This window comes from Microcoleus sp. B13-B6 (assembly GCF_036705405.1).
In the GTDB taxonomy this organism is placed as follows: Bacteria; Cyanobacteriota; Cyanobacteriia; order Cyanobacteriales; family Microcoleaceae; genus Microcoleus.
The window spans coordinates 65,219-89,787 of record NZ_JAUBUJ010000026.1 but is presented as its reverse complement, the minus strand read 5'-3'; the positions used below and the strand labels follow the sequence as shown (position 1 = coordinate 89,787).

The following is a 24,569-nucleotide window of genomic DNA, read 5'->3' as shown; positions in this document are numbered from 1 at the left end:
AGGGACTATCGAAACAATCAATGGGCAGGCGTTGATAGGTGTTCTCGTGGTTTCCCACCACCTAAATCTTTCGCCGAGTCGGTAGTTGTACTGCCGACGGCAGAGTTCTAAATGAGCCACAATAGTTGCTAGTTGGGGCTTGGTTGGTTTGAGGCGGTATTTGTAAGTGAGTTGCATTTTTAGCTTCTTTTTTCGACCTACCTTAATATACCATTTCTTTTGTTTTAATATCTAGGAAGTACATCAAAGTTAAAGGTACTCGCAATGTCTAATTGTCGCTTTGGGTACGTACACCCGACGAGCCTTTCATCCCAAGGAGTAATTCCCAACGAGGTACTTCGCGCAGCGCTCAGATTAATCCCCTCTAAATATACCGAGGGACTTCCCGGCTGGTAGTTAAGATTGTAGAATGTAAAGAGCAGGAAATCTGTAACTTTGGGAGCAGTTTCATGGGGAATGATTTTCGGGTTGGCTACACCAGTGATTGCACCTAACCCCCAGCAAATCAATTAATTGTGGTAAAGTAACCAGTGTCCGGGCGGCGATTTGATAAGCATTCCTCTACCGCAGGCGAGTTTAGCAAATGCCAATTTGCAAGGGGCAGATTTGAGAGAAGCAAATTTTAGGGAAGCTAATTTATCCGGGGCAACTTTGAGCGGGGCTTCTTAGCGGCAAGCTAATTTACAAGGTACTAATTTTACTCAAGCTAATTTAATCCAGAGCCCGTTTAACAGGTCTAATCTAAAAAATCCTACCGTTGGAGGTATTATTTGGGTTGACGGTAGTATTAAATAGATGCAGAAGCTAAAGCAATGCCCGCCTTATATTAGGGGTAGCAATAAATGATCGGTACGATCGACTTTACGATTTGGGACGAGTTGCTGCAACGCTACGTTGACGATTTCGGCCGCGTCAATTATCGGGGCTGGAAAGCTGAGGGGGCGGATGTTTTGAGGGCGTGGCTGGAAAGTTTGGCCGATGTGGATTTGGCGGATGGTACTGATGCGGATGCGCGGCTGGCGTTGTGGCTGAATGCGTATAATGCGATCGCAATTTCTCAAGTTCTGGAAGTATATCCGATCGCGTCCATCCGTCCCAAAATTTTGGGAATTCCCAACTGGCTGAGTTTTTTGGATTTTTTCACTCGTTCCAATTCGATTATTGGCGGCAAAAAGTACAGTCTCAATCAAATCGAACACGGCATTTTGCGGCCGGAATTTGCGGAACCGCGCATCCATTTTGCATTAGTTTGCGCTTCTGTCGGGTGCCCGCTGCTGCGCCGGGGGGCTTATTTCCCCGAGTCGGTACGGACTCAACTAGAAGCGGATGCCAGCCGTTTTATTCACAATCCTGATAAGGTGCGATATGATGCCGAGAAAAAGACGCTTTATTTGAGCAAGATTTTTAAGTGGTACGGGGAGGATTTTGTGAAGGCGGCGGGTTCGGTGGCTGAGTATGTGGGCGGTTATTTGGGGCCGGAGGCGGCTGTGAGTGATGGATGGGCGATCGTTTTTTTGCCCTATGACTGGAATTTGAATCGGGTTGAAGGTTGAGATTTGCGCCTGTGGGTAGGTGTTTTTTTGAGGGGGTGATTTTTTTCGGCTGTCGTTACCCCTTCAAATTGCCAGATTCAACAGGGCGATCGGATGACTCCGAGGCGATCGGATGATTTTGAGGCAACAGGGTGATCGACTTGCTGGCACAGTCGGATAGGTTGGCACTGTTACAGGTCTTTATGTAAAGAGTTGATGTTTAAGTATCTTTACGGTAGACACTGAATTGAAAAAAGGTTAAATTATGCAATAGGACTTACTTGTAATCCCTCTATTTTGGAGAAATGATAAATGTCTAAACATAAAGATGACTCTGAAGATAAAGCAGAGGTAGTTGGGTATGTAGCTGGTGGTCTTGCGGCTGGAGCTGGTGTAGCTGGAGTAGTAGGTAATATGGGTTTAGTAGCTGCGGGTGGTGGTATTGCCATTACTGCTGCCCCCGTTGTTGCGGCTGGTGCTGTTGTTGGTTTAGCAGTATACGGACTCAAGAAAGCGTTTTTCAATTAATGATTTTAGATATCTTAGGGAAGAGCTATGGATGATTTGAAAATTGTGGGTGCTATTACCAGTGCAGCGGCAGCTACTGGGACAGGTTCTTTGACAATTGCTACAATTACTTCTTCGGCTCCGGGGATTCTTGGAGTTATAGGGTTTACCACCACTACAACCGTAGCTTTACCTATAGCGGGTGTTGTGGCAGTAGGAGGGTTGTTAGCTTTTGGTTTTCTAAAAGTAATGGCTAGCCAAGAATCAGAATCTCAGTAATAATCCTATTTTAAAAACCTGTTATGCAGAGTAAACTTTACCCTACCACCTTGTCGTAACAGTTTCAAGAGCTAGTCTGGGAAATTTGGCTATCCCCGCCTAGGTTTTTTTATAGGTATTTGAGGCTCTAAATCAGAAAATATAAGTTCCCTGATTTGGTTTCAATGATTCCATATTCTAGGCGGGGAAATAGATAATTATCTGTACTTTATAAATTACTACCAAGAACTATTGTATATTTCGTTCGCTTTTTTAATAGCTTTCTCTTTAGAAAGGGGATATGTACAAAAGTATGTATCCTTATCCCATAATTGACCAGATCTATAAAACTCAATCTTAGTAACAAGTTCTGTATAACTAAATTCTAAAATAGCAAAGTCATTCTTATTTTCATTAAGAAAAACTTTTTCTCTCATAGACATACGGTTTTACCTCCAAACAAGATAGCTTGAATATCAATATTTACATATATTAGCCCCAATAGGTATAAAGTTTTACCCAGCCCTAGCACTTTTAAGCCCAAGGTCAGGATATTGCTGAATTATGAATCAAAGAATAAAGGTATCGAGGCGATTGTTTCGTTGGTAAGTCTAGCGCGGTCGGAGAGGTTGGAGCGGTGGTAGGCAGTGTCGGTCGGAGCGATCGGACTGTCGGAGCGGTGGCACGGTATAGCAGCAAGGTCGGAGCGGTCTAGTTTTTTTGCTTCACTCTTGCACGTTGCAACCCACAGCTTTTTTAAAAACTGGGAGGGTGTGGGAGAGGTGGCACGGTCGGAGCGGTCAAAGCGCGGGGCGGTGGCAGTGTCGAGCGGTACAACGCCGTGAGAGAGCGGTGGGAGCGGTGAGACTTTCGCACTGTCTAGCTTTTATGCTTCAAACCTTAAGATGTAAATGATTGATGTTTTTATTTTGTATAATTTATTTAATTAACTCAGTTGTTGAAAAATATGCGAAAACCACCTTATTACTATTTAAAAAATATTAGCCGTCGTTGGCACGCTGAAATTAAGAAACTTGATGATAATGATAAGCTAATAATACTTTCACCTTACTTGACATCAAAAACAGCAGAAGGAATTTTAAGAGATTCACAAGTTGCTAATTGTGAGGTATACACAATCTTTTCTGTCCATAATTTTATTTCTGGTGGTTCGTCATTAAAAACCTTAAAAAAATTATATGAAAGAGGATGTCAACTTTATCATTTACCAAGACTTCATGCGAAAATAATTATTTCACCAGGTCGATTTGCTACTATAGGAAGTCAGAATTTAACTAGGAATGGCGTAAAAAACAAAGAAGCTAGTGTCATAACATTTGACAATAAAGAAGTTGAAAAAATTGAACTTTTATTAAATAAATGGATTTTTCAACGTAAACCTATCACTTTTGAAATGATTCAACAGCTAGAATTAAAAATAAAAGATTTAAGGAAAAAATTTAGTTTAATTAATCGTGAATTAAAAAAAGAAATGAATGATTTAGAGATTGAATTTTGGGAAGAACAAAGATTAATTGAAGAAGCTGAAGTAAAAAGACAAGAAGAAGAAATGAGACAACAAGAAGAAATGAGACAAAAAGAAGAATGGAGACAAAAAGAAGAATTAAGGAAACAAAGATTAATTGAAGAAGCTGAAAAAATAAGATTAAAAGAGGAACTGAGACAACAAGAAGAAGTGAGAAAACAACAAGAATTTAGAAGAAATATAGTTAATACAACTATATCTAAACTACAACAACTTATACCAAATGGCAGGATAGAAAAAGAGCTTGCCGAAGAATTTATTAGGGCTTCAGCGTCTATGGATCATCCTCAAGGTTATGGTATATGTAGTGTGCCAAACGACTATAAACGAATAGAAAATGATAATAATCAATGGATAATCTATAAGGGCAATTCATTTTCAATTAGTTATGCTATTTACAATTGTCAGCAAACTTTATTAGAATTTTTGCAACAAATAGACTCGGGAAATGTGATGTCTAGATCCTTACTTTTAGAAAAATTAAATCTCATTGTTAGAGGATCTGTGTTTAATAGTAACGGGTATAGATACACAAATTATACTGATAATTTTGGTGATTATATATGGTTTGGAAATCATGGTATTTGTATTAGTGATTTTGTGAATTTAATTCTTACTAAAGGTAATATTAATGACAACTTGTTTGATTTGATAGATTAATAATTTACCAGTTATTGTTAAAAATTTATAACTATATAATGAGAATAAAAAACCCACTACAAATTAGCTGTAGTGGGTTTAATACCTTAAAGCATTTACATACCATACCATCCATACTGCAAGGGTTATAGGGCTTAGGCGGGGAAATGTGACTATCCCCGCCTAGATTTATTTAGCAAAGTAAGGTTGATGATATTCTCACGTCACTATCTAAAAATGGTGTGACTGTTAGCGAAACTTACAGGTTGCAATCAACCTAAATCCCTATCAGGGATTGAAACATGGCCTCAATCAGGTTGAGGGTGGAGATTTTCACTAATCGGTAGGTGATTAGATGAATGCTAACCAATTAGCTATTGATCCGCCCTTAAACCTCTCCACTCAAAATCTGTTGAACCGTCAAACTTAGCTGTGGAAACATCGGAGATACGATCGCCTCTCCATCCCGAAATACCCCAACCTCAACATATTGCCCCTCCTCAAGCCGCAAAACCGTCACCAATTCTTCTATTGGATCGATAACCCAATACTCTGCGATGCCCCGCGCTGCGTACTGAGCTCGTTTGCGCTCGTAATCCCGATCGCTGCCCACTCTACCCGGACTCACTACCTCCACAACAAACCGAGGGGGCAGCATATCGAAAGTGATAGTTAGCCTGGTTGCTGTCAGCGGAATGTGTTCAGGTTCAAGAATTATCAAATCGGGGTAGCGGTTGGCCGCATCTCCCGATCGCAAAACGGCAACTTGAACCTCGCAATTATGCGTTTTAATCAGCCTGAGTGGCACTAGCCCGCTGCTAGCAAAATAGAAAAATAGATAGTTAGCAATGAAATTATTAGGTTCCGATTCTGGTGGCAAAGCTATTAACTCCCCATCAATTAACTCATAGCGTTGACCCGTATCATGTGAGTAATTAAGGTACTCGTCAAAAGTTAATTTTTTAGATTGAGCTTGTACCATAATATTACATTCCTTGATTTATTCGTTCCTTTCTGCTGGGAGTTTGTTTATGTAGAAACGGTTTGAACAGCCGCAGGATATCAATCAAATCTGCTGTGCAAGTTCAGCAGGTGTCCCAGCCTCCATCGACAATCGACTTACAAGTGACATATTAATAACTATCACAGTTCAAATCCTCTGGAATATTAAAAATGATTTCAGATAAATTTCGGCGCGAGTTGCGAGAACAAGCCAAACTCTGGCAAGCAGAAGGACTCATCGACACTTCATTCTACCAACAACTTTCGGAACGCTACCAATTCAACACACTCGAAACCGCCTCCCGCAACCGATTCCTCAGCATTCTGATGAGTCTCGGCGGCATTCTCCTCGGTATAGGAGTCATCACCTTTGTAGCCGCAAACTGGCAAGTTTGGTCGCGCGAAGTGAGAGTGGCACTGCTGCTAAGTCTTTTCGTAGCAGTCAATGCAGCAGGTTTCTATCTGTGGCGAATTCCCCCATCCCGAAGCAAAAACTCCAATCCCAATATGCCCGCAACAAAAGGGCGAAACAAACTCCTAGGTGAAGGATTGTTGCTGTTAGGTGCTCTGATTTTAGGAGCAAATATGGCATTGATGGCGCAAATGTTCCACATTGGCGGTTCTTCCTACGGACTTTTCCTTGCTTGGGGAATCGGCGTGCTCGGAATGGCTTACAGTTTGCGGTTGACTTCCTTGGGCGTTTTGTCCGCACTTTTAATCGGTTGGGGCTATTGGTTTGCCGTGTTAGATTGGTCTTCCAAAGTCGAGTTTTCTTGGCTGGAAGTTTTGGTGCGGCAAATGCCGATCGCAGCCAGTATAATGTTTGTGCCGCTGGCTTATTGGTGTCGATCGCGTGCTATTTTTGCCATAGGTGCGATCGCGATAATTTTTTCCCTACAAGTTTCTATCGTCCAAGGGTTAAATCTAACCTGGGCTGCTGCAATTTTTTGTGCCCTACCGCCCGCTTTGCTGTGGGGATACGACGATGCAATCTGGCCCAAGGTACGCAACAAGCTGTTTCAACCTACCGCCCGCAGTTTAGCCCTGCTGTTTCTCGCCGGTGTATTTTATGTTCTTTCTTTCCACTGGTGGTGGCAAGATTTGCCGAATCCTGCGCCAACGGAGTCGGATTGGGTTTTGCTGGCAAATGTGGCTGTTTTGGGCGGTTTCACGCTGTTTGAATGGCTGCGTTTGGGACGTTTGGAACTGCGGCGACCAAAACAAAAAGCAGTGGATTTGACTACAAGTGCGATCGGCATTTTAATCCTCGCCAGCGCCTTAATACCGCTTATTCACCTCAATTTTACTCCCCTTCCTCAATTAGCAACTTTTCTGTTCAATGTTTTATCATTTTTGCTCGCTGTCGGCTTAATCCGAGAAGGTTTAGCATTAGGAAACCGCCGGACTTTTTGGGGAGGCATGGTATTAATCACCCTGCAAATTATCAGCCGAGTCTTTGAATATAACACAGGATTGTTGCTCAAATCTTTTGTCTTTGTTTTGTGCGGAATTGGCGTAATTGCTGCGGGTTTGTGGTTCGAGCGCCACTTCGCAAAAATCCCCGATGAATAGAAATTATTCATCTCTCTCTTCTCTCACTCAGCGCCCTCAGCGTTCTCTGTGGTTTAATCATTCCCAAACAACCGTAAACAATATAACCCATACATAACATGAACACAAACAACATTGACTTATTAGTTAACAATCCAGATACAACAAATCTGTTTCAGCTTCCCCCGGAAGCAAAACGCCTTCCCGCGTGGCGAATGTGGGTTCCTCTACTCTTGCAAATCGGACTAATTGCCGCCGTACCCGCCACCGCCGTTTACACTTTTATTACTGGCAAAACAGTTGTCCTGCAAACAGCACCAGTAGATCCTTACGACTTTTTGCGCGGATATTACCAAGTTTTGAGCTATGATATTTCCGCTAGCACAAATCTCCAAAAACTCCCCGGCTGGAAAGATTTAGCGACGGAAAAAATATATTGTCCGCCCGCAGTTGTTTGTCCACAAAATACGCACAATGTCAAGCCACAAACCAGTTTTTATGTAATTTTAGAAGCGCCAAAAGCCGCCACTAATCCCGGCCGCCCCCAAGCTTGGAAACCCGTCCGCGTCAGTCTGGAAAATCCGGCCAATTTGCCCGCCAATCAAATCGCAATTAAGGGCAAATATAACGGTTGGCAGATGGAATACGGCTTAGAAACTTATTATATGCCAGAGGATGAAAGGGAAAAAGTCAATCAGGAGATTAGCGAAGCTCAAAGGAAGCAGCGACAATCTTTTTTGGTAGAAGTAAAGGTTGACAAAACAGGCCATGCTGTGCCTGTGAGTTTGTGGGTGCGCGATCGCAATTATCGATTTTAGCCAATAAGGCCAAAAGGTCGATCGGCCTTTTGCCCTGGTTTTGAGTATTTTAGCTTAGGGAGGGGGCGGAGGTTGGGCGATACCCTACCGCAACGGGCCAGCAGGCGCGATCGGGATAGCTTCCCTCGCGCAGACCTTTCAATTGCCGACAACCCAGGAGAATCTATTAAGATATTTGACACTCCCCAGCCTAAAGGCGTGGGGATTCTTAATTCATCGACTAACCTTTAAGCGCCATGTCCTCGCGGCAATTCTTAAACTTTTCAACCGTAGGAAATACTACCCATTGACGAGCTTAACTCAAAACACTCCAGAGGGTCTGTCTCCAAAAGCGTACTAGGATACTGAGCCTAGAGTTCGGATATGCCCTACCCTACCTAACAAATGAAAAAGTTCTTTGTTTTCTGGTAACGAGGATGTATTAATCCCCTAGCTGTTTTAAGAGTTTTCGCCGCTCTGTGTCCCCAGTTTGTGCCTAAAAGTGTGTCTTAACTGTTTCACGAGGGCAAAGGAGTTTAACCTTGACTTTTGCAGTATACTACAAAAAAACCAGCAATTCCCTGATTTTTTAGAACAATAGTCCGGACAGTTTTTATAGGGCCCAATGGCTTATGCTCTAAGACTTTGAGCCACTATGGATAATTAAATCAATGTCAGATCCACGCCGGACTTACATTTAATTCGACTTTTTTATGATCCTTGCCCCGCGTAAGCTTGTAGTATCGTTCCAAAAACTGTCCGGAGTATTGTTAGAATAGATTTAAGAAATTAAAGCCGTTCTAGAAGAACGGGGTTTTAAACCCAACTTTCCGATAAGACTTGTGCAAATCTTGCCAGTTCAAGGGCGCAAGTCATGACTCTACTGGAGCTTCTCATGTTAGCCGAGCTAATCTCAGCCAGACGAATACTCAAGACCAAACTCCTCGACTTCTTAGGACTTCCCGAAAATTGCCAAGACCAAACCGATCATCTCGTCAACCGAATTGTATCCCTCCTGGAAGCAAATCCAGCCGAACAAGAAAGATTTTGGGAGACATTCAAAAGTGAATTAGCCGTCGATCCCGTGGAATTAGAAGCAATACTCAAGTGTTCGCCAGCAGAACGCCAGCAGTGGATTGAACAAGACAAACTCCCTATTTTAGAATACCGCTCTTTCCGCAAATCAGGAATCCATTTAGAATATCCCGTTCACGACAGAAGATTCATCTTAAGTCTAACGCCAACCGATATTAATAATTGGCGCAAAGAACCCAAAGGGCTGATTAAAAAAAATCACCAAATACCCACCCCAATCAATACAGAAAAGCCTGAAGAAAACGAACAATCACGACTAGCTTTTAGTTCCGAGTGGGAAAAAATCATTGCCGACTGGAAAGAACAAGGTTCGGCGGAAATTTCAGCAACCTTCCAGCTAGCTTACTGGACAGTTTGGGCATCGCGCTGGGCAAAAGAAAATCAGCTCAACAGCTTTAAAGCAATTAATAAATATAAGGAAGTCTACGAAACTAACCAACAGGAATGGTATCAGCGAAAAAATCAAGCAGTCAAGTTACTGATTGAGATGCCCTACGCCATGCTTTACTTCTACCGTCCGGCGGATTCTGACAAATTATATCTCGAACTGTGCGACGACCACCAGGAAATGATGAAAGATGGCTACTTTTGGGATAAGTGGGATTTTTTCTATCAGAACCGCAAACTTGTAAATAAGTGCCGCGAATGCGTGTACTCCGACATCAAAGATTATTACTCGCTTTACTATCTCGAAATAAAAAGCGACAAGTTTCCCGATTTTAGTTTTTCTTTCCACACGCCGTACCCAATCGGCAGAAAATTTTTGCCACATCCAGAAACGCTGCCTTATGTAGACCACGTAGAACAGGACGGCATTTTTCGCTTTGGTCGCCCGCTGCTGGAACAAGAGAAAGCTATTCACACCGAAAAGGATGTATTGCTCAAGTTTGAGGCAGCTTTGGCAGAAGCGAAAAAGTTTGTTTAGTCAGTAGTCATTAGTCAGTAGTCATTAGTCATTAGTTGACAAGTATAGTAAGATGCGCGCGCCGACCTCAGAAACCGGGTTTCTCCCGATATTTATCGTCACTCAACCCAAAATTCGTAGAAACCCGGTTTCTTCCCCGCGCACTAATGACAACTGTCAACTGACAACTGTCAACTGACTTTTGAACTTGGATTACTTGAATGCTGCCGTCAGCATAAAGTTTTGGTTGTGGAGTTCCTTCGGAATTGTACGATCGCCATTCTACCTCTGCCAACAAACTCCCCAGTCAGTTTCGAGCGACTTTCAAGCAGTTTCAGTCTCCAATAACAACAAAAATACAGCCAACCCTGGCCAAAATACCGGATTTGTGGGTCGATGAAAATCTACCAAAATGAATAGATTACCGGGCTTAAGCACGCGGTATACTTCCTGAAAGATTTGTCGCAATTGCGCCCGTTGCATTTCGTGCATCGCAACGCTGCTGTGTACTCCTGTCAAACTGACAGTCGGCAAAAGCTTTTAAATAATAATTGGCTGATGGTACATTTTTCCTTGGCCGTTGCAGAGATAATCGCGAAGCGTGAAGTCCTGTGACATCCGGGAAATATTGCACCAGAAATTGCTTAGTTTGACCGCTACCGCAGCAACCGTCTAAAACTTTAGTTTCGGCGCTGACGGTTAAATTTTCCCAGGCTAGTTGACCCAAACGAGTATTGCCGCCTACGCTCACTCGCAGCCAGACGCGCGATCGCAATCCTAGATACACTGATACCGATAACTTAAATCTCTAAAAATTGTTGCCATAGTCAAAATTATGTATACCTTGCTATCGACTTAAGATATTATCAAAAAACTGGGTTTAAAACCCCGTCCTTATAGGACGGCTTTCTATTGGATAAACGTGAAATGTTTGACAAAACAATCCTCAGTCAGGTTAGAATTAAGTGGCCAAGGTGAAACTCCTTTGCCATCGTGAAACAGTTAAGACACACTTTCAGGCATAAATTTAGGGGCAAAGAGCAGCGAAAACTCGCTATACAGCTAGGGATTTAAAAATAACATCCCAATATCCAGAGAACGAAACACTTTGTTGACGGTTCAAGTAAGGCGGGGCACGCCTGAACTCTAGGTTCGTATCCTAGTACGCTTGGGGAGATAGACCCTCTGGGATTCACTAAGTTAAGCTCGTCAATTGGTGGTAGACCACGGTTGAAAGGTTTAAGCATTGCCGTAAGGATAGTGAATAGTAAGGTCAGTCATTGATCCAAGAATCCTCGCGCCTGATAGTCGAGGAGTGTCAATAAGTTATATCATAAAGATAAGTAACAGAACTGAGACGATGGGAGAGCTGTAACCGCTATGGGTCGTGTGGGAGTATTGCTATTAAACTTGGGCGGGCCAGATCAAATCGAGGATGTCCGTCCTTTCCTGTTCAACTTGTTTGCTGACCCGGAAATCATTCGCATCCCGTTTCCGTGGATGCAAAAACCGCTCGCCTGGTTGATTTCGACCCTGCGCTTTCAAAAATCCCAGGAAAACTACCGCCAAATCGGTGGCGGCTCTCCTTTGCGGCGAATTACCGAGGAACAAGCCCTAGCCCTGCAAGAACTCTTGCAAGAAAAGGGACAAGATGCTCGAGTATACGTGGGGATGCGCTACTGGCATCCTTTTACCGAAGAAGCGATAGCCAAAATTAAGCGCGATCGCATTGAACATTTGACAATCTTGCCGCTGTATCCTCAATTTTCCATCAGCACCAGCGGTTCTAGCTTCCGGCAGCTAGAAGAAATGTGGGGCAAAGATCCTGCCCTCAAGGATATACAATATACCGCGATTCCTTCTTGGTATCAGCGGCCTGGTTACATTCAGGCAATGTCGGAATTGATAGCCCAACAACTAGACCACAATCCGAATCCCGATCGAGTTCACATCTTTTTCAGCGCCCACGGCGTCCCCCTCAGCTACGTAGAAGAGGCTGGAGACCCCTATCAGCGCGAGATTGAAGATTGCACTCGTCTGATTATGGAACATTTAGATCGATCGAACGAACACACTCTAGCTTATCAAAGTCGGGTTGGCCCGGTGGAATGGCTCAAGCCTTACACCGAAGACGCCATTACCGAATTGGCAGAAAATGGAGTCCAAGATTTGTTGGTAGTTCCGATTAGTTTTGTTTCCGAACACATCGAGACTCTACAAGAAATTGACATGGAGTATCGAGAATTAGCAGAAGAATCGGGGATTGAAAATTTCTACCGAGTGCCCGCCCTGAATACTCATCCGGTGTTTATTGAAGCCTTGGCTGATTTAGTCATCGAGTCGATCGAATCTCCCAGCGTTAAATTCTCCGATGTTATACGCCCTTCCAAGAAAGTGAAAATGTACCCTCAAGAGCAGTGGGAGTGGGGTTTGACCACGGGGGCGGAAGTCTGGAACGGTCGTGTGGCGATGATTGGTTTTGTGGCACTATTGCTGGAGTTAATTACGGGTCAGGGCCCGCTACACTCGATCGGATTGCTTTAAACTCAAATGTTGCACCATTCTCAATAAGCTTTTTATGAACAGGCAAGATGCCTGTTCCACAAAGAGTGAATTTTATTGTGGAACAGGCATCTTGCCTGTTAAGCGAGAATGGTACAAGATATCAGTTTAAATTGACAGTTGACAGTTGACAGTTGACAGTTGACTGTTCACTGTTGTTAAAAATGACTAATGATATAAAATCCGTTGGTATCGGAATTATTCATCTCTCTCTTCTCTTCCTCAGCGCCCTCTGCGGTCTCTGCGGTTAAATCATTCCGAAACAACCGTAAACGATATGACTAATCACCAATAACTAATCACCAATAACTAATCACTAACTAATCAGGATCGCGCTTGCGGCGGCGGGGATTTCCCCTATCGCCCGGTATTCCCTGACTTTTGTACCAGCGATACCACTCTTTAGAACTGCGAATTGCCAGCCACAGCAGGATCATAGCCACTAATCCTCCCTGCCGCGGGGCGTCAAAGGCAAACAAAACCAAGGAAATGCACAGAACATCTTGGAGGAAAATCACCCAAATCGGCAAACCCCGCAGCCGGTAAAACCATCCTGCTTGTACCAGTTGCAGCACTAAAGCCAACAAACCTCCGACAATACCAATTATCCACAGCATCCAAGGGTGAGCAATAATTTCGTCGATCGAACTTACCTGAGCGATCGAAATTCCCATAATTGCTCCTACAATGGGACTGAAAATAATTTGCACAATTTGCAGTACCCGCTGTCCTACAAAGGTTTTAGAAGCAAATAACTCTAACAGCGACCAACTCACCAAGATGGTGATAGCCACCTGGGGGGGAACCCCCGACAATAGAGGTATTTCCGACCAAAGTTTGTCAATCCGCAACAAACCAATTAACAGCAGGGGCAGGGCAATTCTCATACCCCCTGCCGCAGACGCAGAGAGTGCGGCTAGGAGTCCAACCATAATAATAATTCAGTTTCTAACGTCAGCTAAAGCCTCGATCTATTTCAGAATTTAATTCCCCTGATGGCTGCCAGTGATTTGAGCGATCGAACTCAAATTGCGGCTTGAGCTTAAATATCACCCTCTATTGTAAGTGTATCTGCTTAATCGCTGCTTGGCACTGCTCGAAAAGTCGATCGACACAAGGTAGTTGACTGTTGCCAGAAGAAAGGAGGCAGCATTCAACCAGGATTGTGATTAAATTAGCTTAAGCACCAGAAGCCTTCTTCTCTCTGACAACAGTCAACTAACAACAGTCAACAGTCAACAGTCAACTAACTTATTATGTCTGAATCATTATTTGCCGATGCCAGCCGCCGATTAGAACGAGCCTTAAAATATGTGTCCCTTTCCGAGGATACGATCGAACGGCTGAAACACCCCAAATCCAGTTTAATTGTATCGATACCCGTGCGGATGGACGACGGTTCCCTGCGAATTTTCCAAGGTTATCGGGTGCGCTACGACAATACCAGAGGCCCGTCTAAAGGAGGAGTGCGCTATCATCCGGGAGTCTCCCTTGATGAAGTGCAATCCTTAGCATTTTGGATGACTTTTAAATGTGCAGTTTTGAACTTGCCCTTTGGAGGAGCCAAGGGCGGAATTACTCTCAATCCCAAGGAATTGTCCAAACTGGAATTGGAACGGTTGAGCCGGGGCTATGTCGATGCGATCGCAGATTTCATCGGCCCCGATGTCGATATTCCCGCGCCGGATGTCTACACCAATCCCATGATTATGGGTTGGATGATGGATCAGTACAATATTATTAAGCGGCAGCTTTCTCCAGCGGTTGTGACTGGTAAACCAGTGACAATTGGTGGGAGTTTGGGCAGAGATACCGCAACAGCAATGGGTGCTTTTTTTGTAGTACAAACTCTTCTACCCAAATTTGAGCTAAATCCTCAAGATACAACTGTAGCGGTACAAGGTTTTGGTAATGCCGGTGCCGAAATAGCTGAACTGCTCTGGAAAGCAGGTTACAAAGTTGTTGCTGTCAGCGATTCCCAAGGGGGAATTTATGCTAAACAAGGGCTGGATATCCCCAGTATTCGAGGTTTTAAAGACTCTAACAAAGGTATCAAAGCTCTTTACTGCGAAGGTTCTGTTTGCAATATTATCGAACACGAAATCTTGACAAATGAACAGCTTTTAGCATTAGATGTAGACGTGCTGGTTCCAGCAGCTTTGGAGAATCAAATCACAGAAGCCAATGTTAATGATGTTAAGGCTAAGTTTATTTTTGAAGTAGCTAACGGGCCGATTGATTCTGCTGCTGATTTGATTTTAGAAGCGAGGGGAATTCAGGTAATCCCTGATATTTTAGTCAATGCCGGAGGCGTAACGGTTAGTTATTTTGAGTGGGTGCAAAACCGCAGCGGGCTTTATTGGACGCTGGATGAAGTCAACCAGCGGTTGAAGCATAAAATGGTCGAAGAAACTGAGGCAATTTGGAGAAAATCTCAGGAATTGTCAGTTTCCATGAGAACTGCTGCTTACGTGTACGGGTTAAATCGACTCGGAGAAGCGATGAATGCGAAGGGAACGCGCGATTATTATGTGAACGGTTGAGAAAAGTGCGGTAAGATTGTGCGATCGTACAATCTTACCGCACTTATTCGATAAGAGTGCAGTCTACCAACCAACTTGGCAAAACTTGGCTTTGAATTGGGGAATTTTAGGATTGCACGCAGCAGTTTATTTAAGCGTAACTTTGCTGCTGCAAAAGAGAAAAGATATTATTAAATAAGTAGGTCATCTAGCTACGGAGATTACGCGAAAACCAGAGCCACGCGAAAACCTATGAGCTGGAAGCGATGGCCCACACAAACCCTGACACGATAGGCACTGCGGCAAGTAAGCGCAGTATCGAACCAGGAACCGCCACGCAGGACTCGAACATCCCTTCTGCCAGTTTCCCAGGAACTTCCGTCAGTTGGTGCACCGTTCCAGTCTTCGTGCCACGTATCGCTGCACCACTCCAAAACATTGCCGTGCATATCGCACAGTCCAAAAGCATTGGGGGGAAAACTCCCGACATCGGTTGTTTGTTCACGGGAAAGTCCTGTGGGGGCGTTTGCGTAGCGCCCGTATCCCTTATAGTTGACTAATTCCGGGGTAATGGTTTCCCCAAAATGAAATGGGGTTGTTGTACCCGCACGACAGGCGTATTCCCATTCTGCTTCACTCAATAGGCGATATTTTTTCCCGGTTTGTAGCGAGAGTTTGCCACAGAATTCTACGGCATCATCCCACGATACATTTTCTACAGGACGTTTTTCACCTTGGAAACGGGATGGGTGGTTTCCCATCACTGCTTGCCACTGTGCTTGGGTGATGGGGTATTTGCCTGCATAAAAAGTGGGTACTGTGACTTGATGCTGGTGACTTTGCTGATAATTTACTCCCTCTTCGTCGTTGGGGCAACCCATCATAAATGTGCCGCCGGAAATGTAAACCATTTCTAGTACAATTGAGTTACCTAAGTCTTCAGGAAAAAAGTGAGCAAATGACTTAGTGCGGCTATTTTCTCTCCCATACGAATCTACTGTGATGACATCAAATTCAAATGTGGGGAGATAGTCTTGGAACTGCGGTTTTATCTTTAAGTCATCCCTATCTTTCAGCAGTGCATAGGCAGCTAATTTTAGCTGCATTGAGTTATCCCGCAATGCTTGAATTCTTATCAAATCTAACCCAGCTTCTCCATATTTCAGCGCTTCAGAGAGTGCGGCGATTCTAACTTCGACAGCGGGCGAAGCTAAGCGGCTTTTAACGCCTGGGATGCCTCCGAGTACCGCAGCATTGACAGGAATTGAACTTTGACCGCCGAGGACGGCATCGTATTCTCTAGGTTCATTTTGGTGGTTTGACATTGAACCTTAGCCTCTGCCTTTGAATTCAGCACAACTTTACTCTACGATAACCAAATGCGGCTTAAATATCCCCCTCATTTCTTAGTCCGCGCAGGTGGACTTCGTTTGACAAGACGCGGTTTCAACCGCCGAATAATCAACGGATATAGATACCGTAGGGTGCGTCGCTGTCTATAATCTGCGGTTCGCCTTGAAAATCTCGTAGCGACGCACCATACAAATATTTAATTTACCAAATCGTCTAAGGACAGCTTCAGGAGGTCGCACAATGCTTTCGTCTGTTCGAGATAGAGTTTTGGAATATGTCTGCCCGCTTCCCAATTTTTCACAGTGGTTACAGTCACGCCCAATTCATCAGCAACTTGCTGCTGTGTCAAAGACAGCGATTGGCGTCGCTGTTTGAGTTTTTCCCCCACACTACTCATTCACTGTACCGATTTCAGAATTCCTATGGTTAAGGAGACAAATTAATTATGCCTGATACGGAACGACTTGATCGTTGGGTGGGGGCGGGTTTACGAGATTATTGATTTTAGGCAATTATGGTTGGTGAACCCGCCCCTACGATTTTTGCTGAACCAGCACTTAAAAACATAAAAAAATCCCCCAAACGGGGGATTTCTTTCAACGCTATTACATAGCCTTAGTCTCCGGCATCAAACACTTATCGGAATCGCAGCCCGCCGGCCCCGAATCCATCATTTCACCTAAGTCATAACGACTTAGTGCCGCATGAAAAACATCTATTTGGCGGCGCGCTAAAGTCTCTTCCACCATCTTGGTGTAAGTTTCCTTGCTCACCGGTTCAAAGGGCAAACGCGGGAAAGTTTCAAGAGCATCAAACCGAGCTAAAAGCGCTGCGGAAATGTAGCCTTCATCATCGCGAATCGCTTCATAAATCCGAGTCCCCAAACTTTCCACTTCATTTTCGCGCAGTTCAATCGTGGCCGAAGTGTTATGTCTGACATAGAACTTTTGCACTTGCATATAAAAGTCCATTTGTGCCGCCGCTGAGAATTTGTTAATGTCAATTTCATCAGCACCGGGTAAATCAGCCCAACTTACCGCAACAGGTATTTCTACCAGCCATTCTGTGCAGCGTTCATCGAAGGGATTGTTCAGCAAATTGCCGTTTTCATCTTTGTCAGATTGAGACGGAATCACGTTGTATCCGTAGTCGATGCAGGCGAGGGCTACGGGGTCGTTTTTGCCGAAAGTGATTCGGCGAATGAAACGCTGGGCTTTCGGCGGATGCCAGCCGGGGGAAGCACCTGTCAGCAGAGATTTAGTACCCGATGGTTGAACCGTTGTGCAGCGATTTGGGCGTTTTAAGGAATGGCGATCGCAATAATCCCATACTACCCGATCGACAATCTCGCGCCAACCACTCAAATACTCTTCTTCCCGGTGTTTAAAAGCGATTCCTTGCGGAGTTTGCGGGCGGCCTTCCACCCACCAGCGCAGCCACTCAACGCCAAAAGCATGAACGAAGAAATCGAACAATCCCGTGAAAGATACGCCGACAATCGGGTCTAATTCGCGGCTGTATTGATAGCGGGGTTCCAGAAATTTGTGATTGAGAAGTACCGCGACAGATAGAGCCGCCGCCTTGAAAGCTTCCTCCTGTTCTTTGAAATTGTAAGGGTCAAGTTGATTGAGGTGGATCTCAGAAAGATTACAGTTTCCAGCTAGGGTATTGCCGAAAACTCCCTTATGAAACTCTGGTTCGTTGAAGCAGTAAGTATCGTGCAATCCTGGTAATTCTTCGACACTTCTGACCACTTGCCATTTACCTTTGTGTTTAGCATTCGTCCCTTTGCTCACATCTAACCGCTGACAAGGAATTTCACCACAGTCAGTAATTTGCAAGTAATACAAATCCCGACTTCGGACACCGTAATTAGTAATTGACCCTTGATGAGCGCAAAGATTTAGCGACGAACGAATACCACATTTGGTCAAAAGTAACTGAACTCTGAAAGCGCGATCGCGGTCAGAAATATAAATTCTGATACCATTACTGTGGGTATTCGAGCCGTCAGTATCGGCTAATCCAGCAATAAAATGTAAAATTGCTTGCCGATTCCAGCTCGCAATTACATTTAGTGCTTCTGGGTTAACTTTCAAACTTTTCAGCAACTCTCCAGAAAAGCTCAAGTTAGTTACATCGGTAAAAGCAGGTAAATAGTCATAGCTTCTTTCAGGAGACTTATTTCCTGCTACTGATAATGCCATTTTGTGTTCGTAAAGTCGAACTTTCGCATTGTCATTTTTGTCTGTAGTCCCATCTCCTACAGCCACCCCCAAAGTGTAAGCATAACTTGAATCGATATTCAAGCCATCTTCATACTGAATTGTAAAAGGTTCAGTATGAATGCTATACCGACTTGTATCCATCAAGTCTTTGGTTTGAACTTCTCTGTAAACTTTACCAAAGCGATCCTTGACAAAAAAGCGATGATATTCTGTGGCATCCAGATAAGTACCATCACCAAACTTTACACGATAAAGTTTGCGTCGCCCGCCACAATTATCACTCGCTGTCTTAAATGGTGTGACGCAGCTCCATCTTTTACCATTCCAAATTTCGATTTCAGTTCCAACAACGTCCTTTATTTTATGCAGTCCGTCTCTAGTAATTAGCAGAGTGTCGCCACTGACACAATGAAAATTAGAGCCGATGATTTCACCACAGTTGTGCGCCACAATACCATTCGCATCGAACTGAGATGGACCGGGTACCGTGCAATCGTAAACGGATTCTATCCCACTGAGAGAAAGTGACTGAACTGTTACAACAAAACGTTCGCGGTTTAACTTACGCTTGTAGTCGTTTAATAAATTGCCCAGTTTTTTCTGTTTTTCAGGCTGACGGAAACCAACGAGATCGAGGAAGTAAATCAGATTGTCGTTAGCGATGACTAATTCGTGCTGCGCTTTGCAGAAGTAAGGAGCCATATCACGATTGGTATCGGGCATCAAACGATAACCTGCTGTCCGACGATTTTGATAAACCGTCGAAACAATTCCCAAGCGCAGCAGCATTCGCTGAACAGCTTGGAGTAATTCGAGATTACTTTGGGCTAAACGTATACTAATGCCTTTATTCTGCGTTCCTTGCACACTGCCATCAGCATCAAACAACCCTTGTAAGAATCCACGATAAAGCTCGTAGCTTGCTTGTTCAACTTCGTGCGTAACTACTTTTTTACCGCGATGAATGTTGAACTGTGCCGCTAGTTTGGCAAGCCCACTGGAAGCGACTTGATGCAAATTGTGTTGGCGATGATAGTGGCCTCCTAAATTCGCACCGCAAATTACATTTTTCTGGAGGGTTACGACTGCATACTCAGCCATCTCTATTTGAGAGTCACCCCAAAATCGTAATATGGCCTGGTCGTTCCATTGGGTTTCTGCTAAAGACCCGTCACCGACGAGACTGCCGAGTAGCCACCCTTCTTCAAAGGTTCCCGCACCATGCCAAGGCTGAATTCCTCGGTGATTGTGTAAGCAAATACTGTCGCCCGGTTTCAAATCCTCAGCCGCTACCCATTCGGTGTATTGACGCTTTTGGGTTTGAGCGCTGACCCGTAAAATTTGATGGTTTCCAGTCAGACGTAGCGAGACACCTTCTTTGGTGGATAGGGTGAAAACAGTGCGATCGCCCGTATAGAAAAAGCCATCAGCCGTTGTGCTAAAGAGTTCGCCGTTGACGTAAGTCCCATGTTGCTTCCCGATTAAGTCTTTAACCAGGCGTGGACCAAATTCCGTATGAACCCAAGTATCAGCAGTCACGCACGGGTTTAAGCCCACACGGACTAACCGATGCTCTAACTCGCCAGCAGTCATATTAGGATAGCGTTCCTGCAACCACTCTTTAGCTTTTCCTTCGTCATAAGCTTTCAAAAACTCAAGTTTAAGACTCGGTGTTGAAAGTAAATCAACGTTAGATCGAGCTACAGCTTCCCCGGCCCATTGAATCGCACCTTCGCCGCTATAATACTGTTTGCGGACAGCATCAATACATTCTTCTAGTGTAGGTTTGGTATGGAAAACTCGCGTATGGTTTGCCATCCGAAGGGCATCGCGTTCTGGATCTATTCTCCAGTTGCCGCTTTCATCTTGTTGCCACAAATTATTTTTAGCATTTGCCCCCAGTTCGTCATCAAAAGAAAACTGACGCATTCCGGCCGATCTTCTAATATTTCCAGCGACGATCGTGACCGCAGCTTCATCAATCAACACGCAGCATTCAACTGAATTTAACTGCCGCCCTAAAGCTTTATTCAAAATTGCCGCGCAGCGCTGATAAAGGTCGGGCAATTTCACCGGATTTGCTACTCCGCCAAAACCTTTTAAAGGTTCTCCCACGGGGCGAACATCGCTCAAATCGATAAAAACTTGAACTTCTCCTGCAAATCTTTCATCTGTGGATAATTCCAGCAAAGTTTGATAGGAGTTTACCCAACCTTGGCGAGAATCTCCGACATAAATAGTTGCGGTTTTTTCTGCTATTTTTACTTCTGTTTCTTGACGGCGCGACTGGGCGGGTGTAGAGCCGATTTCGCCTTGCATGGTTAGGGTTAAACGGTTGCGAATCGGCGGCAGTTGGTTGATATATTGTGGTTCCAAGACTGCGCCGGTGCCGCAGCCCATCATTGCCAAGTCCATTAACAAGCCAAAGGAACGCCAGTCGAGAATATTTGTTGAGGAGCAATTATATGCGCCGGAAAAATTCTCTGGTTGCTCGATCCATTTGCTGCCACCTACCCACAGCCAGCGGCCTGAAGCGAGGGTTTTGAGCTGGTTTTGCATCTGGTGCAGCAGTTGTGTTTCTTCGGGGGTGAGGTTTCCCAGCTTTTGCAGCCCCTTGACTGTTCGATCGCACACCTCCTCCCAAGTCTCCCGCCCTGTCTCGGTACGGCGGCTGTAAGTCCTAAAAAATACTGGATTGGCTGCGGGTGCTGTTTCGGGGAAATCGGACAGGTTGCGTTTCTCGCTGGCACTCGATCGCTCTAATTCTCGAACCATAGGTTGTGTACTGACGTGTCGGAATATATCAAACTACGAATATACAACAGGATTCAGATTTAGGGTAAAAGGTTAATATATTTGACAATTTGCACTATATATGGGGCACAGAAGTGTACAAGCTCGATCGACCGATCGCCCCAAAACTTGACGAAAAAACCCGATTTCTTCCAGAAACCGGGTGAAGCGCAAATCTTGTCAATTGTCAATTATTTGTCAATAAAAACTCAATATTCGGTAACAGCGGGTCTTGAACAACCCCCACACCGTTAAATCCCCAACGTTCGAGTAGCTTTTTTACCTGAGAACCGGAAATCGATTCTACTCCAAATCGATCGGCAACATCAGCAGCGTGGGCGTTGAGATAGCTCAAAGCGTCATAGTCTTCCCGAAACATCAGCAGGTAACTCACTGCCGCATCTGGATTGGGATTCGCGGACAGATATTTGCCGTCACTGCGGGAACGTAGCAAGTAAAAAACTTGAGATAACATCTTATCTTGTTTGTCAAAATAATAGATTAACTCAAATTGGGCATTGGGAATCGGGAATCGGGAATTGGGCATTGGTAAATTAAAAAAGTTTAATTATTTTTCTTCCTTCTTCCTTCTTCCTTCTTCCTTCTTCCTTCTTCCTTCCCCTATTTAAATCAAAGTCAGTGCTAAGCCTTTAATCCCTCGCCCGTCACCAATTTGACCGACAATCGAAGCTTGACCGGTCGTCAAATTGATATTGTACAGGCTGGAAACTCCGCCCACCTCGATCGCAGCCAAAGCCGTCTCGTTACCGCCAACACTCCTGATATCAAAGCCGAGAACGGTACCAGCATCAATTCCCAAAGATCCGATCGTATTCAACACCCCATTATTCGGCGGATCTTGCCGCACCAAAACATCTAAATTGGTGTCAATTGCAAATAGTGTCGTCGAATTTGCCCCTGCAAAGTTATTCACATACGCCGCAGCAGCAGCCGCGCCGGGATTGCCAAAATTGCGATCGCCCCCAGCATAAGCCAAATTCCCGTCGAGTTGAACTCCCCCCGTCAGCGTGTCAAAATCGACAATTGCCCCCGTATCCGGGTTGAGGCGGGCGTTTTGACCGGCTTGATTGACAAAGCGAATTCGATCGACTGTCGGATTGAAATCAAAACCCGCAGCCCCCGGAGTTAGGGGAACAGCAAACTGGCCGCTACCGACTGCACTTGCTTGCCCAGTAACTGGATTAATCGCGTACAAGCGATTGCTAGAACCCACACCGTATAGCACACCGTTAGCGGGGCGAAAATCAATTCCCAGCAAACTTTCTCCCGGCTGCAACCCTGTAACTGCAACGTCGCTGAGAATCGCCCGCGGTGCCGCCTCGTTAAAACCGACAATTGTTTCAGCGCCATTTCTAACAGTTAAAGCGTAAGCTGTAGGCAAAGGCAAAGCCAAACCGTTAATCTGTCTCCCGTCGGCAATTTGACCGACAAAGGAAGCTTGACCGCTACTTAAATTGATATTGTACAAGCCGGAAATGCCACCGACTTCCAGCGCCGCCACTGCCACCTCGCGGCCGCCAATACTCCTGATATCAAAGCCGAGAACGCTAGTAGCATCAACTCCCAAAGATCCGATCGTATTCAACCCTCCATTATTCGGCGGATCTTGTCGCACCAAAACATCCAAATCGCTGTCAATTACAAACAGCGTTGTCGAAGTTCCCCCGGCAAAGTTGTTAACATACGCAGCCCCAGCAGCCGCAGGATTTGACCCAACATTGCGATCGCCCGCAACATAAGCTAAATTCCCGTCGAGTTGAATTCCCCCCGCCAGCGTGTCAAAATCCACAATTGCCCCGTTATCCGGGTTGAGGCGGGCGTTTTGATCGGCTTGATTGACAAACCGAATTCGATCGACTGTCGGATTGAAATCAAAACCCGCAGCCCCCGGAGTTAGGGGAACAGCAAACTGCCCGTTACCGACTGGACTTGCTTCCCCAGTCATCGGATTGAGAGTATACAAGCGATTGCTAGAACCCACACCGTAAAGCACACCGTTAGCCGGCCGATAATCAATTCCCAGTAAACTTTCTCCCGCTGGCAATCCAGTCACGGGCAAATCTGAGAGCACACTTCCGGGATTGGAAAGACTAAAACCGACAATCCGATTAGCAGGAGTTAAAGCATAAGCCGTTGTCCGCGCTGGAGGCGGGGGGCTGGGAACAACGCTGCCAATATTATTAGTGAAACTTGCCTGGTTAATCGAACTTTGTCTCACCCCTCTGAGAGTCGCGAGAAATTCTCCTGTTACCCGGTCTTGAATAACAGTATCGTTTCCAGCTTCCAGAATATTTAAGTCGCTAAAACTGAGACCTTCCGCCAAACCGATTAAATCTGTACCTGGTACAAAATCGGCGATCGCGTCTGCATTTGCCAAACTAACACCGCCGCTGGTACGACCAGGATCTGCCTCCGCGTAGCGCCTCAAAACAAATAAGTCAGCCCCGTCTCCGCCTATCAGGACATCAGTATCTCGATCGCCCGACAAAACATCATTACCGGAGTTTCCCGATATGGAATCGCTGCCTTTCCCGCCCACTAAAAAATCGTTACCTTCTCCGCCGTTAACAGTATCGTTCTCTAAATCTCCAAAGAGCGAATCTTGACCTAAATTGCCCTCAATTAAATCGCTTTGTTTTCCTCCATAAATGCTGTCATTACCAGAGTTTCCGGCAATGGTGTCATTGCCCATCAAACCAAAAATCAGGTCATCTTCTGGAGTTCCTGCTAGCAAGTTTGCTTGGGCGGTGTCTCTAATTTCTGCCATTTTCTAATCACCCTCTAATTTTGATACTTCTGTTGCCTAACGGCGGTGGTATTCTCAGTCAAAATATCACAAATTCGCACTTTTAGGATAGTTTTTCTTATTTTCGGCTGTAGGGATGGGTTGGAATAAAAGTATTACACCCAGCCAAAATGATATATAAAGCCGCCCCCCGATTCCAATAAACCTACTCCTAAATACAGATCGCTTAGCCGTATTTTATAGTTTGCTGTGTAGCCAAGGGCGATCGCAGCTCAACTGCAAACAGGCAAGCTGAAATGGGTAGCGGTGCGAACCTATGAAATTTTGTACTGCGTTCATTAGTAATATACGCTCACTCTATAATTTTGGATCTGTACAGTCAGAATTTTTTTTCAACTTTAGTATTAAAGCCTGGGAAGATGGGCTTTGTGTGTGTAGCCGCGACAACCATCGCTCAATATAAAGTGGATTATAAATGCGGAATAGGCATAACAAGTTAGTTGAACAGTCGTT

Annotated in this window: 22 protein-coding genes and 1 pseudogene; 12 read left to right on the top strand and 11 right to left on the bottom strand. The window is 44.8% G+C overall.

Features of this window, described 5'->3' with window-relative positions:
* Positions 1-177 (bottom strand): helix-turn-helix domain-containing protein (locus tag QUB35_RS39175; protein WP_445252119.1); only part of this gene is annotated, 177 nt, incomplete at its 3' end.
* A gap of 369 nt (positions 178-546) precedes the next feature.
* Between QUB35_RS39175 and QUB35_RS39170 the strand changes: the two genes are divergently transcribed.
* The 5 genes and pseudogenes from QUB35_RS39170 to QUB35_RS14340 all read left to right on the top strand — a co-directional run bounded on the left by QUB35_RS39170 (position 547) and on the right by QUB35_RS14340 (position 2,318).
* Positions 547-669: a pentapeptide repeat-containing protein gene (locus QUB35_RS39170; protein WP_445252031.1), complete on the top strand. Its 123-nt coding sequence runs from the start codon at positions 547-549 to the stop codon at positions 667-669.
* 12 nt (positions 670-681) lie between these two features.
* A pseudogene (locus tag QUB35_RS39165) lies at positions 682-795 on the top strand (hypothetical protein); the annotation flags it as partial.
* Between the two features lie 47 nt (positions 796-842).
* Complete coding sequence (locus QUB35_RS14350; protein ID WP_333142539.1) at positions 843-1,553, top strand: DUF547 domain-containing protein; 711 nt, start codon at positions 843-845, stop codon at positions 1,551-1,553.
* A gap of 291 nt (positions 1,554-1,844) precedes the next feature.
* Positions 1,845-2,060, top strand: coding sequence for a hypothetical protein (locus tag QUB35_RS14345; protein ID WP_333142538.1), 216 nt, complete (start codon positions 1,845-1,847; stop codon positions 2,058-2,060).
* A 27-nt stretch (positions 2,061-2,087) separates the two neighbouring features.
* A complete protein-coding gene (locus QUB35_RS14340; protein ID WP_333142537.1) occupies positions 2,088-2,318 on the top strand; it encodes a hypothetical protein in 231 nt (76 codons plus the stop codon).
* 218 nt (positions 2,319-2,536) lie between these two features.
* On the opposite strand, the gene QUB35_RS14335 is transcribed toward QUB35_RS14340, so the two are convergent.
* A complete protein-coding gene (locus tag QUB35_RS14335; protein WP_333142536.1) occupies positions 2,537-2,740 on the bottom strand; it encodes a hypothetical protein in 204 nt (67 codons plus the stop codon).
* A 524-nt stretch (positions 2,741-3,264) separates the two neighbouring features.
* On the opposite strand from QUB35_RS14335, the gene QUB35_RS14330 reads away from it, so the two are divergent.
* Positions 3,265-4,503, top strand: coding sequence for a phospholipase D-like domain-containing protein (locus QUB35_RS14330; RefSeq protein WP_333142535.1), 1,239 nt, complete (start codon positions 3,265-3,267; stop codon positions 4,501-4,503).
* A gap of 367 nt (positions 4,504-4,870) precedes the next feature.
* On the opposite strand, the gene QUB35_RS14325 is transcribed toward QUB35_RS14330, so the two are convergent.
* Complete coding sequence (locus QUB35_RS14325) at positions 4,871-5,464, bottom strand: Uma2 family endonuclease (RefSeq protein ID WP_333142534.1); 594 nt, start codon at positions 5,462-5,464, stop codon at positions 4,871-4,873.
* A 191-nt stretch (positions 5,465-5,655) separates the two neighbouring features.
* Between QUB35_RS14325 and QUB35_RS14320 the strand changes: the two genes are divergently transcribed.
* The 3 genes from QUB35_RS14320 (at position 5,656) to QUB35_RS14310 (ending at position 9,852) form a co-directional block, all read left to right on the top strand.
* A complete protein-coding gene (locus QUB35_RS14320; protein WP_333142533.1) occupies positions 5,656-7,056 on the top strand; it encodes a DUF2157 domain-containing protein in 1,401 nt (466 codons plus the stop codon).
* 98 nt (positions 7,057-7,154) lie between these two features.
* Positions 7,155-7,853, top strand: a complete 699-nt coding sequence (locus QUB35_RS14315; protein ID WP_333142532.1) for a GDYXXLXY domain-containing protein — start codon at positions 7,155-7,157, stop codon at positions 7,851-7,853.
* 874 nt (positions 7,854-8,727) lie between these two features.
* A complete protein-coding gene (locus QUB35_RS14310; RefSeq protein WP_333142531.1) occupies positions 8,728-9,852 on the top strand; it encodes a hypothetical protein in 1,125 nt (374 codons plus the stop codon).
* Positions 9,853-9,919: 67 nt separating this feature from the next.
* On the opposite strand, the gene QUB35_RS14305 is transcribed toward QUB35_RS14310, so the two are convergent.
* Positions 9,920-10,126, bottom strand: coding sequence for a hypothetical protein (locus QUB35_RS14305; protein WP_333142530.1), 207 nt, complete (start codon positions 10,124-10,126; stop codon positions 9,920-9,922).
* Between the two features lie 135 nt (positions 10,127-10,261).
* The gene (locus QUB35_RS14300) at positions 10,262-10,618 is read right to left on the bottom strand and encodes a hypothetical protein (RefSeq protein ID WP_333142529.1); all 357 of its coding nucleotides are present in this window, start codon (positions 10,616-10,618) and stop codon (positions 10,262-10,264) included.
* 593 nt (positions 10,619-11,211) lie between these two features.
* Here QUB35_RS14300 and hemH point away from each other — a divergent pair.
* A complete protein-coding gene (hemH, locus tag QUB35_RS14295; protein WP_333142528.1) occupies positions 11,212-12,375 on the top strand; it encodes a ferrochelatase in 1,164 nt (387 codons plus the stop codon).
* Positions 12,376-12,713: 338 nt separating this feature from the next.
* Here the strand turns inward: hemH and QUB35_RS14290 are convergent, their stop codons facing one another.
* Positions 12,714-13,325 carry a DUF4126 domain-containing protein gene (locus QUB35_RS14290; protein ID WP_333142527.1) on the bottom strand — a complete coding sequence of 204 codons (612 nt, stop codon included), beginning with the start codon at positions 13,323-13,325 and terminating at the stop codon, positions 12,714-12,716.
* A gap of 324 nt (positions 13,326-13,649) precedes the next feature.
* Here QUB35_RS14290 and QUB35_RS14285 point away from each other — a divergent pair, with 324 nt between their 5' ends.
* The gene (locus tag QUB35_RS14285; RefSeq protein ID WP_333142526.1) at positions 13,650-14,936 is read left to right on the top strand and encodes a Glu/Leu/Phe/Val dehydrogenase; all 1,287 of its coding nucleotides are present in this window, start codon (positions 13,650-13,652) and stop codon (positions 14,934-14,936) included.
* Between the two features lie 16 nt (positions 14,937-14,952).
* Positions 14,953-15,114, top strand: a complete 162-nt coding sequence (locus tag QUB35_RS14280) for a hypothetical protein (RefSeq protein WP_333142525.1) — start codon at positions 14,953-14,955, stop codon at positions 15,112-15,114.
* Between the two features lie 22 nt (positions 15,115-15,136).
* On the opposite strand, the gene QUB35_RS14275 is transcribed toward QUB35_RS14280, so the two are convergent.
* From QUB35_RS14275 to QUB35_RS14255, 5 genes are all read right to left on the bottom strand, one after another.
* Complete coding sequence (locus QUB35_RS14275) at positions 15,137-16,240, bottom strand: formylglycine-generating enzyme family protein (protein ID WP_333142524.1); 1,104 nt, start codon at positions 16,238-16,240, stop codon at positions 15,137-15,139.
* 224 nt (positions 16,241-16,464) lie between these two features.
* Entirely contained in the window at positions 16,465-16,665 is a 201-nt protein-coding gene (locus QUB35_RS14270; RefSeq protein ID WP_333142523.1) for a helix-turn-helix transcriptional regulator, read from the bottom strand.
* A gap of 208 nt (positions 16,666-16,873) precedes the next feature.
* Positions 16,874-21,271 carry a ribonucleoside-triphosphate reductase, adenosylcobalamin-dependent gene (gene nrdJ / locus QUB35_RS14265; protein ID WP_333142522.1) on the bottom strand — a complete coding sequence of 1,466 codons (4,398 nt, stop codon included), beginning with the start codon at positions 21,269-21,271 and terminating at the stop codon, positions 16,874-16,876.
* Between the two features lie 205 nt (positions 21,272-21,476).
* On the bottom strand, positions 21,477-21,764 hold the full coding sequence (locus QUB35_RS14260) for a hypothetical protein (RefSeq protein WP_333053679.1): 288 nt from the start codon (positions 21,762-21,764) through the stop codon (positions 21,477-21,479).
* Positions 21,765-21,914: 150 nt separating this feature from the next.
* A complete protein-coding gene (locus tag QUB35_RS14255) occupies positions 21,915-24,077 on the bottom strand; it encodes a DUF4394 domain-containing protein (protein WP_333142521.1) in 2,163 nt (720 codons plus the stop codon).
* Between the last annotated feature and the right edge of the window lie 492 nt (positions 24,078-24,569).